Source organism: [Leptolyngbya] sp. PCC 7376, from assembly GCF_000316605.1.
Classification (GTDB): Bacteria; Cyanobacteriota; Cyanobacteriia; order Cyanobacteriales; family MRBY01; genus MRBY01.
This window is the reverse complement of the sequence record NC_019683.1, coordinates 2,750,589-2,764,564: the sequence shown is the minus strand read 5'-3', so window position 1 is coordinate 2,764,564 and position 13,976 is coordinate 2,750,589. Positions and strand designations below refer to the sequence as shown.

At 45.3% G+C, this 13,976-nt stretch carries 8 protein-coding genes; 2 read left to right on the top strand and 6 right to left on the bottom strand.

From position 1 onward, the window contains the following. Positions 1–22: 22 nt before the first annotated feature. Together LEPTO7376_RS12260 and LEPTO7376_RS12255 are read left to right on the top strand one after the other, a co-directional pair. Positions 23–1,423, top strand: coding sequence for an aspartate ammonia-lyase (locus tag LEPTO7376_RS12260; protein ID WP_015134489.1), 1,401 nt, complete (start codon positions 23–25; stop codon positions 1,421–1,423). Between the two features lie 98 nt (positions 1,424–1,521). Then, on the top strand, positions 1,522–2,379 hold the full coding sequence (locus LEPTO7376_RS12255; RefSeq protein ID WP_015134488.1) for an IS982 family transposase: 858 nt from the start codon (positions 1,522–1,524) through the stop codon (positions 2,377–2,379). 91 nt (positions 2,380–2,470) lie between these two features. On the opposite strand, the gene LEPTO7376_RS12250 is transcribed toward LEPTO7376_RS12255, so the two are convergent. From LEPTO7376_RS12250 to rpsT, 6 genes are all read right to left on the bottom strand, one after another. Beyond that, positions 2,471–2,773: a hypothetical protein gene (locus tag LEPTO7376_RS12250; RefSeq protein ID WP_015134487.1), complete on the bottom strand. Its 303-nt coding sequence runs from the start codon at positions 2,771–2,773 to the stop codon at positions 2,471–2,473. Between the two features lie 272 nt (positions 2,774–3,045). Then, positions 3,046–7,056 carry a DNA-directed RNA polymerase subunit beta' gene (locus LEPTO7376_RS12245; RefSeq protein ID WP_015134486.1) on the bottom strand — a complete coding sequence of 1,337 codons (4,011 nt, stop codon included), beginning with the start codon at positions 7,054–7,056 and terminating at the stop codon, positions 3,046–3,048. A gap of 104 nt (positions 7,057–7,160) precedes the next feature. Next, complete coding sequence (locus LEPTO7376_RS12240) at positions 7,161–9,071, bottom strand: DNA-directed RNA polymerase subunit gamma (RefSeq protein ID WP_015134485.1); 1,911 nt, start codon at positions 9,069–9,071, stop codon at positions 7,161–7,163. 94 nt (positions 9,072–9,165) lie between these two features. Then, positions 9,166–12,480, bottom strand: a complete 3,315-nt coding sequence (rpoB, locus tag LEPTO7376_RS12235) for a DNA-directed RNA polymerase subunit beta (RefSeq protein WP_015134484.1) — start codon at positions 12,478–12,480, stop codon at positions 9,166–9,168. 188 nt (positions 12,481–12,668) lie between these two features. After that, complete coding sequence (locus LEPTO7376_RS12230; RefSeq protein WP_015134483.1) at positions 12,669–13,448, bottom strand: TatD family hydrolase; 780 nt, start codon at positions 13,446–13,448, stop codon at positions 12,669–12,671. Positions 13,449–13,522: 74 nt separating this feature from the next. Beyond that, the gene (gene rpsT, locus LEPTO7376_RS12225; protein ID WP_015134482.1) at positions 13,523–13,813 is read right to left on the bottom strand and encodes a 30S ribosomal protein S20; all 291 of its coding nucleotides are present in this window, start codon (positions 13,811–13,813) and stop codon (positions 13,523–13,525) included. Positions 13,814–13,976: the final 163 nt, after the last annotated feature.

Here is a 13,976-nt window from a genome sequence, read left to right as displayed (position 1 = left end):
ACTAATTTACGAATGTTTTGCTATGACGATGGAATACCGCATTGAAAAAGACTCGATGGGCGATCGCCAAATTCCCAACGACGCCTACTACGGCATCCAAACTTTACGGGCAACTGAGAACTTTCCGATTAGTGGTATTAAGCCTCTACCAACTTATGTTGATGCCTGCGTCCTAATCAAAAAGGCAACGGCGATCGCCAATGGAGAGCTTGGCTGTATTCCCCAAGACATTAGCGATGCCATCGTCAAAGCAGCAGATGAAGTCCTTAAGGGCGGATTACGAGAGCAATTTGTGGTGGATGTCTATCAAGCTGGTGCAGGCACATCCCATCACATGAATGTAAATGAGGTACTTTCTAATCGTGCCCTCGAAATTTTAGGTGGCGAAAAAGGTGATTATAAAAAAGTCAGCCCCAACGACCATGTAAATTACGGCCAATCTACCAATGATGTCATTCCCACAGCAATCCGAATTGGCTCTCTCTTAGCCCTTGAACATTGTCTCTACCCAGCTCTCTCTGGGGCGATCGCCACCCTTGATAATAAAGCGGAAGAATTTGCCCACATCGTCAAATCTGGCCGCACCCACATGCAAGATGCCGTGCCTGTGCGTCTCGGTGAAAACTTTTGGGCATGGGCGGAAATCCTTACGGCTCATATGGGTCGTATCGAAACCGCTGCCAAAGATTTAACAGTCTTAGGTTTAGGTGGTAGTGCCACAGGAACAGGCTTAAACACCCACCCAGACTATCGTTTTCGTGTAGCCGAAATCCTCGGTGAGTTAATCGGACAGCCATTAACCTCAGCGCCTCATTTAATGGCAGCAATGCAAAGTATGGCACCTTTTGTAAATGTGTCCAGCTCCCTTCGTAATTTGGCCCAAGATCTCGTCAAAATTTCCCACGACCTCCGTCTGATGGATTCGGGGCCAAAAACAGGTCTAAAAGAAATTCAGCTACCTCCTGTACAACCGGGCTCCTCGATTATGCCCGGCAAATATAATCCTGTGATGGCAGAAATGACATCGATGGTTTGCTTTCAGGTGATGGGCTATGACACGGCGATCGCCTATGCAGCCCAGGCTGGTCAACTCGAACTAAACGTAATGATGCCACTGATTGCCTACGATCTCATTCACAGCATCGAAATCCTTGGCAATACAATCAAAGCTCTCAGCGAAAAATGTCTTGCGGGTATCACTGCCAATGAGACCAATTGCCAAAACTTTGCCGAAGGTAGCCTTGCACTTGTCACGGCATTAAATACTCATATTGGTTATTTGAATGCAGCCGATGTGGCAAAAGAGTCGCTCAATACAGGTAAACCAATCCGCCAAATTGTTCTCGACAAAGAACTAATGGACGAGGCAACCCTTGCCCAAGTCCTTGACCTCGAAAAGATGAGTCAAATACCCACAAATTAATCAGATAAAAACTGGATGATTAACGTGAGTTCTGGATAAGGAAAGAAAAGGAGAAAGCCCATATCGTGGAAGTTGTAACGAATCCACAGCTTTCTCCTATGTCTAGTCTAGAGGCTCTGTTTTGCCATGTTGATGATTTCTGTCAAATCTTTGAACCCTTATGGCATGAAGCGTTACTCAGCTCTGGCAAAAAGTACCGTCACCGTCAGAGAAGCCTCAGTCTGAGTGAGGTGATGACTATTCTCATTGCTTTCCATCAATCTCACTATCGAAATTTCAAGCATTTCTATCTCATCAAGGTGAAATGCGATTGGCAACAAGAGTTTCCTCTAGCTGTGAGCTATCAACGCTTTGTGACATGGATACCATCGAGCTTGATTCCTCTCTGTACATATCTGCGACGATGCTTCGGACAATGCACTGGCATTAGCTTCATTGATGCCACCAGCATCAAGGTTTGCCATAATCGCCGTATATCTCAACACCGTGTTTTTGGAGGTCATGCGGCAAGGGGCAAGACTTCGGTGGGATGGTTCTTTGGCTTCAAGCTGCACCTGGTCATCAATGAGCGAGGAGAATTACTCAACGTCCAAGTGACGCCCGGGAATACTGATGACCGCAAACCTGTAGTGGAGTTATTGCAATGTTTATGGGGCAAAGTCTTTGCCGATAAAGGCTATGTCTCACAATCTTTAACCCAGCATCTTCAAGAGGAACATGAGGTTCTCCTAATAGCTAAACCTCGTCGAAATATGAAGAATCATTTGATGGTTTATCAAGATAAACTTCTTGCTCGTAAGCGGGCTTTGATTGAGACAGTCATTGACCAACTGAAGAACATCTCACAAATTGAACATTCCCGACATCGTAGTCCCGCAAACTTTTGTGTGAACTTGCTGTGTGGGCTGATTGCTTACTGCCATCAACCCAAAAAACCTTCTTTACAGCTTGATTAGAGCTATCATTTCTTATCCAGAACTCACGTGGATGATTACTTCTTTTTTCTGGAGTGATTATTCAGTTTTGCATTAATTAAAAGCCTAGGAATTACAAATCGAATTCACCATTAGCAATTAATCTGACCTTCTCCCAATCAATAATTCTTTGGGTTAGCTTCCAACTCTTACTAATTTTCCAAAACCAACCTAAATCTTGACTCAATGCCCCAATAAAAATACCTCCAGCAACTAAAAACAAAACTTGGCCGCTGATGTTAAACCCATAGAAGCTTAGAGCAATCAAGATTATTCGGAACCCAAATAAACGCTTTGAACGATTAAGCAATCTTAAGATGGTCAGTCCTTTAGCTTGGTTTTCTAAGAGGAGTTTACATTCTCTTTTGGCATTCATCTATTTATTACTCCGCGGCAGACAATAACAGAACCACTTGTAGATAACATTAAAGTGAGAATCTCTAATCACCCAAAAAGACAAAACCTCAGACAAAATTTTTACAACACAGAAAGACTTCATCTAGGGTCGCAAAAGGGGAAAGATCAAATGTAAAGTTCATAATAGTGCTCGCCTTTTGAAAAATAATTTCATTGTAATCAACAATAAAAAAGTGGATTAGCCTTACAACTAATCCACTTTTTTCATAATTTAACGAATTTCAGTTCGATTTATTGTCCCTTAAGCCAATTATCATCGATCATTGCATCATCGTTAATCACGGGAGGTTTTTCACGCACATTAGACGGAATCGGCGTGTCATCGGAAATCAGCTCATCACCCGAGATGATCGCTGGGTCATTGTTACTTGGACTAGCAAAAGCCCGAGCCGTCTTATCATCAAGAATCTCACTACCATCCAAGTCCTTATAAGAACGATGGGACACAACATTAGCACCAGTCTCTGTGTTGTCAGGAACGACATTACTATAACCAGTAGCGACATTGCGATTAGTACCGAGATCGTCCGCAGAATCATCTTGGTTATTAAAGCCTGTACCAGCAGGAATCAAGCGACCAATAATCACATTTTCCTTTAGACCACGTAACCAATCAGACTTCCCTTCGATCGCAGCTTCCGTCAACACACGTGTTGTTTCTTGGAAGGACGCCGCCGAAATAAAGCTATCAGTATTCAAGGAAGCTTTCGTGATACCAAGCAATACAGGTGTATAACGTGCAGGAGCACCACCAGTAATCGACATCGCCTCATTAACTTGCTCAACTTGACGCAATTCGATCAATTCACCAGGCAGCATAATTGTGTCACCACCATCATCAATCCGAACTTTCGCGGTCATTTGACGGACAATCACTTCGATGTGTTTATCAGAAATATCAATGCCTTGGGATTGATAAACGGCCTGTACTTGTTCCACGAGGAATCGCTGTGATTCTCGCAAACCAACTAATGCAGCATCGTAAATACCTTCATTTTCTGCGTAATATTCGAAGAAAATCTCAAGGATTTCATGGGGATTATTCAAACCATCTGTAAGAGGTTCCGCAGGTCCCACCTGCTGACCATCGATTACCATCACGCTCTGGTTGATGTTGACAGGGTAGTCTGTCACGACGCCATCGTCTTCAATGACTTTAACGTCAACGCTTTCATCTTCTTCATAAACCACTTGGCAGGTACCAGGACGACGCGCCAAGAGTGCAGCCTCCTTAGGTTTCCGTGCTTCAAGGAGTTCTTCAATACGTGGTAGACCTTGAATAATGTCACCAGTCTTCGCACGTTCAAAGACGAGAAGAACAAGGTTATCACCTCGTTGCACGAGATCACCTTCATCAATGTGCAGAATCGCACCACCGGATACGCGGTAAGGACGTGCATGACGGACGATGATTGCGGAATCACTAACCTCTAGAATCTGAGCTGATTCTTCAATGAAGATTCCTTCTGCAATTTCAGTACCAGAAACAACGAGTTCATCAGCGCTGACTTTAGGATTACCGTTAATCTCGATGGTGTGGCGATCGCTATCCCGAACGATTAACAAACGACGAATCGCTTCCTCACCACTGCGGATACCACGAACTTCACCAACTTCCTTACATTGAATTTCTGTACGAGCGACAACGGCTCCTGGCTCCAATTCCTGGCCATCTTCGACCATTAAGCGGGTTTGAATCTGACCACCTAAAGGATCGCTATCAGAGTCGCGGCGTAGAATTAGAGATTCGAGAATCACAAGTTGTAATCGCTGAATCTCAGAGTCAGTGGCATCTTCTTGTAATTCAATATCTGCGTAGAGGTTCGCAAGCACATCATCGTCTTCGCCCTCTATAGCTTCGATTTCAATAATGAGCTGTGTGCTGAGCAGGGAAACGCCATCGACAGATTTAACACGCTCACCATCTTTATGGAAGAGGCGCTGCACAGAATGGAGTGTAATGTTACGACCAGCATCCTTTTCATTAATCGAACCTTGGGAAGGTTCAATCGGCTTATCGTTAACTTGATATTCTTCAACAGGGCGAACAAGGAGGGCAATCCCCTCAGTGCTAACGATTTTTTCACCGTAGCTGAGAGATTCAATTGTGACACCTTCAATTACTTCGGTACCTGGTTGGATTAGTTGTTCATGGTATTGATCGGCGATCGCCTCATCCGTGAGATGCAATTCACCGGGCTTCACAATTACTTCGCGTAGAATGTCATTCTTTTCAATGACCTCAACGACACCTGCGGATTGCGAGAAGATATCCTTAACAACTTCAGTACCAGCTTCGATAAACTGACCATTATCAACAATACGAAGAGAACTATCCTTGTTGACTTCGTGGCTTTCCTCAGGAATCCAGAGTAATGTGCCACCCTTAGTAACTTCATAGCCTAGCTTCTTCGTACCCTTAGCGATTTCAACCCCAGCATATTTGAGGATACCGCCAGTCTGAGTTTGGTAACGACTATCAATTAACTCAGCAATATTGGTATTGTTTTGAACCTTTGTACCAGGAGCAGTCTTTAAGAGGAACTGATCACCACGGGACGTTTCGATGACATATTGCTCCGTACCACCACCACTTTCGAGCAGCACTTTTGCCTCATCAAGAAGGACAGAAGCTGTAACAATTTCAATCTCGCGGCTATCAGGCACCAAACGCACCACACCACCAGACAGAGAAACCAATTTTGTTTCTGCAAGAACATCGCCTTGGACAACATGAGTGTTGTTCTCGACCACAGGTTCGGCACCAGCAGGCAGATTATAAACATCACCAGCAAGCACCCACATTAAGCCACTTCTTTGGGCCGAACGAGTCATATTGCCTTGGCGGTCTGTTTTCTCTTCTGCCACCAAGTTATCGAATAAGACTTCCCCGGCAAGATCAGAGGAAACGTCCTTCGTTGCCTTCTCAGTAGATTTTTGGGTTTTCTTCGCAGAAGCCGCCTCAACCAAGAGATCACCTTTTTTCACCGAGGAGCCTTCCGGTGCCCAAACCAAAGAACCTGTCGGTAGAGAGTGGGTAATCATTTTGCCGTTATCGCTTGGCTTAATAACAAGATTACCTGCAACTTCAACTTGCTCTACTTCATCACCATGGCTTGTACGGACACGACGGGTGCTTAGGCCATCCTTAAATTGGATCACACCAGCTTTAGAAGCACGGATTTTCTTCGCGGCTTCCTTCGTAAATACACCACCAGTGTGGAATGTCCGCATTGTGAGCTGTGTACCGGGCTCTCCAATAGACTGCGCAGCAATAATACCAACGGCTTCGCCCATATCCACCATGTGACCGTGAGCCAAACTCCAGCCATAACACTTACGGCAAACGGAACGGGCAGCTTCACAAGTCAAAGGCGATCGCACTTCAACTTCTTTAACCGTTTCAGCAATCTTCCTGGAAAGATCCTCATCCATATCCTGGTTTCTAGTGGCAATCACCTCACCAGTCTTCGGATCGACAACATCAGCATTCAAAACACGACCAAACAGTCGGTCCTCAAGGGGAATCTGAACCCTCTCACCATCGGTCATTGCCTGAAGCTTTAGACCTCGGGCAGTACCACAATCCTCTTCACGGACAATTACATCTTGTGAAACGTCGACTAAACGACGGGTCAAATAACCAGAGTCAGCTGTACGCAACGCCGTATCTACAAGACCTTTGCGCGCACCATAAGACGAAATAATGTACTCAGTAACCGTCAAACCTTCACGGAAATTCGTCTTAATGGGAAGGTCAATAATTTCACCTTGCGGATCTGCCATCAAACCTCGCATACCAACAAGTTGACGAACTTGAGACAGATTACCCCGCGCCCCACTAAACGCCATCATATATACCGAGTTCAACGGGTCAGTATCACGGAAGTTTTTAACAACCTCTTCTTTCAGTGCTTCAGATGTACTGTTCCAAGTATCAATTACCTTTTGGAAACGCTCAACTTCTGTGATTTCACCTCGGGAGTAACGCGATTCAGTCGTCCGAATTTCCTGTTCTGCGCTTTCAAGCATTTGACGCTTAACGGGTGGTACTTGCAGATCATTCACACTAATCGATACACCGGCTTGGGTCGCATAGCGAAATCCCATAGTCTTTAGTTCATCTGCCATCGTCGCACAATGGGCAGAACCATACTCGGTATAGGCCCAAGACATCAGCTTCTTGAGACGACCTTTATCAATAATGCGATTGTAAAAAACGGCTGGCTTTTCCTTTGTCATTGTTTTTAGGCGTTGGGATATGGGCAGAAGAAAATTAAACGAGGTAATAATTCAAGTGAGCGAAACAACCAGATTACTGATTTCGACTCACTACAGCAGCAACGTTAGATGACAACAGTCTCTAAATTAGAATTGGGGTTCAGACCAAGGGCATCTTGAATTGTTTTGTTATAAATAATTCGTCCAGGTGTGGTCTTAATGTATTGGCTTAGTAGCTCACCATCAGCAGACTCTCTGACCTTACGCTCTCGATAAACTTTCAAAACTGAACCGTCTTCACTGGTTTCACTTTCAAGCACTTCGTTATCGGCTTCGTTGGTATCCACATCACCGAGATAACGCAACCAGATATACGCATGAAGGTCAACATCACCGAGTTCATAAGCTCGAACAGCATCTTCCATGTTGCCAAAATATCGACCTGCTCCTCTTTGAGCACCAGGATTATCGGCTGTGAGGTAATAACACCCCAAAACCATATCCTGGGAAGGTGCCACAATCGGCTTACCTGTTGCAGGGGACAAGATGTTATGACAAGCCAGCATCAATAAACGTGCTTCAGCCTGAGCCTCTAGGGATAAAGGCACGTGAACAGCCATTTGGTCACCATCAAAGTCAGCGTTAAACGCCGGACAAACGAGTGGGTGTAACTGAATCGCACGACCTTCTACAAGAATTGGTTCAAAAGCTTGAATACCAAGACGGTGGAGTGTCGGAGCACGGTTAAGCATGACAGGGTGACCGCTGATCACTTCAGCCAATACATCCCAAACGCTCTCATCACCACGCTGAATTAATTTTTTCGCAGCTTTGATGTTATTCACCATGCCACTCTTGATGAGGCGGTGAATGACAAAGGGTTGGAATAACTCAATTGCCATCTCACGAGGCAGACCACACTGATAAATCTTCAGTTTGGGACCCACAACGATTACGGAACGGCCAGAGTAGTCAACACGCTTACCTAGTAGGTTTTGCCGGAAACGACCTTGTTTACCTTCAATAATGTCCGAGAGGGATTTGAGGGGACGGTTATTTGCTCCAACAACGGTACGTCCACGACGACCATTATCAATGAGTGCATCTACTGCTTCTTGAAGCATCCGTTTTTCGTTACGGACAATGATTTCTGGCGCCAAAATTTCTTGGAGACGAGCCAAGCGATTATTCCGGTTAATCACGCGACGGTATAAATCATTCAGGTCGGAAGTCGCAAAACGTCCACCGTCTAGTTGCACCATTGGACGCAAATCAGGCGGAATAACTGGGATGCTATTTAATACCATCCATTCTGGACGGGCTCCTGTTGCGATGAAATTATCGATAACCCGCAAACGCTTAATGAGCTTGGCGCGTTTTTGTCCTTTAGATCCGGCGATCGCCTCTCTGAGTTCCTCGGCCGTTTCTTCGAGCTCTAGCTCCTGTAGTAAGCGCTCCACGGCTTCAGCACCAATGCCCACTTCAACATCTTCGAGTTGGGAATCTTCGCTATAAAGCTGTTCTTCAATTTCAAGCCATTGATCCTCTGTGAGGAGCTGCTTGTAGTTTAGGTTAGTTGCATTACCAGGATCTAGAACAACATATGCATTGAAATAAACAACTTGCTCAACGTCGCGGAGCGCCATATCAAGCAAAATACTCAGATAGCTCGGAATACCCTTGAGATACCAAACATGAGTAACAGCGGCTGCAAGCTTGATATAGCCCATGCGGTGACGACGCACTCGAGATTCTGTAACCTCCACACCACAACGTTCACAAACAATGCCACGGTGACGTACACGTTTGTATTTACCACAATGGCATTCCCAATCTTTCGCAGGACCAAAAATGCGCTCACAGAAAAGACCATCCATTTCCGGCTTTAACGTCCGGTAATTAATCGTCTCTGGCTTGGTCACTTCGCCCACAGTTTGACCATTAGGCAATGTACGCTCACCCCACTGCCGTACTCGCTCAGGGGAAGCGATACCAATTTTGACGTAATCGAAATGTTGTTCTTGTTGATGTTTCATGTCTGTGGCTGTTGCTCGTTCTCTACTCAATAAAACTGCACAATGATTTGTGATCACAAAAGGGACGGCGATCGCCCCTTAGCGCTAATTTGTCCTAGGATTCAGTGGCTTCAACCTTAGGTTCAGATGGCTCTTCATTGGAAATCGATTCATAGGTCGGACGATTCGGTGCACGACGCTGATTATCCATCATCAAATCAACCTCAACATCACGGCTCGTACCATCCTCAGCCGCTTCCACCTTATGCACCGCAATATCAAGACCCAGAGATTGTAGCTCTCGCATCAAGACCTTAAACGACTCAGGCGTACCTGGACGAGGGATTGGCTTGCCCTTAACAATGGCATTCAGAGCTTCATTTCGACCCTGCATATCATCAGATTTCACAGTCAACAGCTCTTGGAGTGTATAGGCTGCACCATAAGCTTCAAGGGCCCAAACCTCCATCTCACCAAAACGCTGACCACCTTGCTGGGCTTTACCACCAAGCGGCTGTTGTGTAACGAGGGAGTAAGGACCAGTCGAACGAGCGTGAATTTTGTCATCCACAAGGTGAACAAGTTTCAGCATGTAAGCCTTACCAACAGTCACTGCACGATCAAAAGGTTCACCAGTTCGGCCGTCATAAACTTGAATCTTACCCGGATCATCTTCATTAAAGACCCAATCTCGATTCGGCTTTTTCGATGCTTCACGAATTTTGCCATGCACCGTCTCACGGGATGCTTCAGCCCCATGCATTTCATCGAATGGCATCATCTTAAAACGCGCATTGAGATGTTCACCAGCCCAACCCAGAAGACACTCAAAAACCTGACCGACATTCATACGAGACGGTACACCGAGAGGGTTCAACACGATATCAATCGGGCTGCCATCAGGGAGATAAGGCATATCTTCAATCGGTAAAATCCGAGAAATAATACCTTTGTTACCGTGACGGCCAGCCATCTTATCGCCGACCTGAATCTTACGCTTCTGCGCCACGTAGACACGGACAACCATGTTGGCACCCGGCGGCAATTCATCACCTTGCTCACGAGTGAAAACGCGGACATCAACGACACGACCCTTCTCACCATTAGGAACTTTCAGAGAATTATCCCGAACATCCCGTGCTTTTTCACCGAAGATTGCGCGGAGTAATTTCTCTTCAGGCGGCTGATCAGATTCACCCTTAGGCGTTACTTTACCGACGAGAATATCTCCAGATTCTACCCAAGCACCAATCCGGATAATGCCTTGCTCATCAAGATTTCGAAGAGAGTCTTCACCGACATTAGGGATTTCACGGGTGATTTCTTCAGGGCCCAGCTTCGTTTGGCGCGCTTCAATCTCAAATTTCTCAATGTGAATACTGGTATACACATCGTCATAAACCAAACGCTCACTGATGAGGATCGCATCCTCATAGTTGTAGCCTTCCCAAGGCATATAAGCGACAGTGACATTTTGACCGAGAGCAATTTCACCGCCCTCTGTCGCAGAACCATCAGCTAAGACCTGACCAGTAACAACATCTTCACCAATATCTACTAATGGACGTTGGTTTAAGCAAGTATCCTGGTTCGAGCGTTGATACTTTTGGAGATAGTAGACAATTTCCCGAGCATTTTCTTGACCTTCGCCAGTGGGTTGAACACGGATCACCGTTGCATCGACAAAGGTAACAACACCATCACCACGCGAAACAATCACCATACCGGAGTCACGGGCAGCTTGTGCTTCTAAGCCAGTACCAACAAGAGGACGTTCAGGCCTTAATAGAGGCACAGCCTGACGTTGCATGTTCGAGCCCATCAGAGCACGGTTCGCATCATCATGCTCAAGGAAAGGAATCAGGGATGTTGCAACAGAAACAATCTGAAGTGGAGAAACGGCTACATAGTCAACTTGTTCAGGCGTTGTTGTCGAAAACTCCCGACGATAACGGACAGGAACAGTTTCACCAAGGATATTGCCATTTTCATCGCGAGGGACATCTCCCGGCGCGACGCGCATGTCATCCTCTTCACCAGCTGTTAGATAGACAGATCCTTTATCAAATTGGATCTTTCCGTTTTCAACGTGATAATAGGGCGTTTCGATAAAGCCATACTCATTAACACGGGCATAGGTTGCAAGAGAGCCAATCAGACCTGCATTAGGGCCTTCAGGTGTTTCAACAGGACAGATACGGCCATACTGAGTAGGGTGAATGTCGCGGACTGCAAAACCCGCACGCTCACGGGTCAAACCACCAGGACCAAGCGCAGACAAACGGCGCTTGTGAGTCAATTCAGCTAATGGATTTGTTTGGTCCATAAACTGAGACAGTTGTGAAGATCCGAAGAATTCTTTAATCGCGGCAACTAAAGGCTTCGGGTTCACAAGAGAAGCTGGTGTCAAAGAATCAGATTCACTGACAGTCATCCGCTCACGAATAATTCTCTCAAGACGGTTGAGACCAACACGAACTTGGTTCTGTAACAATTCACCAACTGAACGCACACGACGGTTACCCAAGTGGTCGATATCATCGATATTACCGGTGTCAAATTCAAGGTTGATCAGATAGTCGATCGCCGACAAAATATCGACGGGCGTCAATACGCGAACAGTATCAGCAATGTTGAGACGTAACTTTTTATTAATCTTGTAACGACCTACCTTACCGAGGTCATAACGCTTATTATCGAAGAATCTTGATTCTAAAAGTTGCTGACCACCACTTACTGTCGGAGGCTCACCCGGACGCAGCTTACGATAAAGTTCGAGGAGGGCATCTTCTTCGCTAGGATTACCTTCTTTATCAAGGGTCTTTTGATAAAAGTCAGCGTGGCGGAGGGCATCCAGAATTTCGCTATCAGACAAGCCCATTGCCTTCAACAAAACTTGGGCAGATAGCTTACGCGTTTTGTCAATTCTGACCCAAACGATATTATTTTTGTCGGTTTCAAATTTCAACCAAGCGCCACGGTTGGGAATTAGAGACGCGGAGTATGTCCGACGGCCATGCTTATCAACTTCTGACTTGTAATAGACACCAGGCGATCGCACGATCTGATTAACGATGACTCGTTCAGCACCGTTAATAATGAAAGTACCGCGATCCGTCATTAGAGGCAGATCACCAATAAAGACTTCCTGCTCTTTAATTTCACCTGTTTCTTTATTGATTAGACGTGTGGGTACATACATCTGAACGCCGTATGTACTATCCCGACTCTTCGCCTCAGTCATACTGTACTTAGGCTCTTTGAGACGGTACTTTTCTCCAATGAAATGTAGCTCTAGCTTCCCTGTGTAGTCCGTAATCGGCGAGAAACTATTTAATTCTTCAATTAACCCTTTTTCAAGGAACCAGCGAAAGCTTGACCGTTGAATATCAATCAGGTCGGGAAGCAGGCTTTGGGTGATGTGAGTCATAGGAGTTGTCTTTGGTCGGGATAACTGGGCAACAATGGCGCAATGCAGATTTTGGCAGCTAATCGGGCGATCGCCTTTTAAAGATTTTCGCGTCAGAATAAAGTCATAAGAAATTATTTACAAAACAACAAAACGTCAAAAGACATCCTCTGTGGTGTAGGTCCAGAGAACGTCATCTAAATATGAAATTACAATGCAAATCGGAATAGTTCACTTGCATTTAGAGTTGTTTGCCTCGCAAGGGTGTCTAGGGCTGTACCACGTAGCTCAGCGAGATAAGTTGCAACATGCTGCACAAATGCGGGTTCATTGCGTTTGCCTCGCTTCGGCACAGGTGCCAAAAAAGGGCAATCTGTTTCAATTAAAAGCCGCTCATTTGGGACAAGCAAAGCAGATTCTTTAACTTGTACTGCATTTTTAAAGGTCACTACGCCACTAAAACTGACGTAAAAACCAAGATCCAAGAACCACTGAGTTTCTTCAGGTGTACCCGTCCAGCAGTGCATCACCCCTCGCAAACTACGACCACTAGCAACAAAGTTTTCGACAACTTGCCTAAACTCTGGTGCAGCATCTCGACAATGCACAATAATCGGCAAATCTAGTTCAGCAGCCACCTCTAACTGAGATTCCAAAACGTGGATTTGATGCTGCTGATTGTCGGCTTTAAAAAAGTCTAGACCTAACTCACCAATAGCAACCACTCGGCGATCACTTTTTGCATAATCACGAATCTCAGCAGCCATACCTTCCGTCCATTTATCTGCATCTAGGGGATGGAGACCAACTGAAAATTTCAGTTCAGGAAAACGGTCAGCGAGAGATCGAATTACAGGAAACTCAGATGGTTCGACGCAAGAATGTACTAGGTGGGCTACATTTGCATCACGCCATCGCTGGGCAACTAAATCGATGTCATCTTGGAAAACGTCAAAGTTGATGTGAACATGGGTGTCAACAAGTTGCATGCAGTGCTAGATAGCTCCTCAAAAAATGACGAAATACGTTCTAACGGCAACGAAAGCGAAACTTTACGCCAGATTTATGCGGTTGCAGCTTGCTTAAACTCTTTCGCTAAACGAGCTTTCTTACGAGCACCAGTGTTGCGGTGGTAAACACCTCTTTTTACAGCTTTATCAATTTTGCTGTAAGTTTCGGAGATACATTGTTGAGCCTCAGCTTTTGCTGTATCTGAAGGTTCAGTAGCACAAGCTTCGATAGCCTGAAAAGCTTTCTTTGTTAATGTTTTAACAGCAGATTTGTAGGACTTATTGCGGAGACGATTGCGCTCGGCAACCTGAATTCGTTTAAGAGCAGACTTAATATTAGCCACGGTTGTCTGGATTAACTTTAGGTGAACAAGTGAGTATAGACGATCAAAGAGTTCATTGTAGCAAATAAGTGTCTACAACATGAGGCGATCGCAAGAAAAATAAAATTTCAGAGAAAATATTCCGATGTGAGATCTTAGCACAAAAGAGTGAACAGGACGAGAA

Bases quoted from the DNA above. Each gene is read 5' to 3' on its own strand.
- LEPTO7376_RS12240 (WP_015134485.1), bottom strand. From the start codon at position 9,071: ATGAAACATCAACAAGAACAACATTTCGATTACGTCAAAATTGGTATC.
- LEPTO7376_RS12245 (WP_015134486.1), bottom strand. From the start codon at position 7,056: ATGACAAAGGAAAAGCCAGCCGTTTTTTACAATCGCATTATTGATAAA.
- rpoB (WP_015134484.1), bottom strand. From the start codon at position 12,480: ATGACTCACATCACCCAAAGCCTGCTTCCCGACCTGATTGATATTCAA.
- LEPTO7376_RS12230 (WP_015134483.1), bottom strand. From the start codon at position 13,448: ATGCAACTTGTTGACACCCATGTTCACATCAACTTTGACGTTTTCCAA.
- LEPTO7376_RS12260 (WP_015134489.1), top strand. From the start codon at position 23: ATGACGATGGAATACCGCATTGAAAAAGACTCGATGGGCGATCGCCAA.
- LEPTO7376_RS12250 (WP_015134487.1), bottom strand. From the start codon at position 2,773: ATGAATGCCAAAAGAGAATGTAAACTCCTCTTAGAAAACCAAGCTAAA.
- LEPTO7376_RS12255 (WP_015134488.1), top strand. From the start codon at position 1,522: ATGTCTAGTCTAGAGGCTCTGTTTTGCCATGTTGATGATTTCTGTCAA.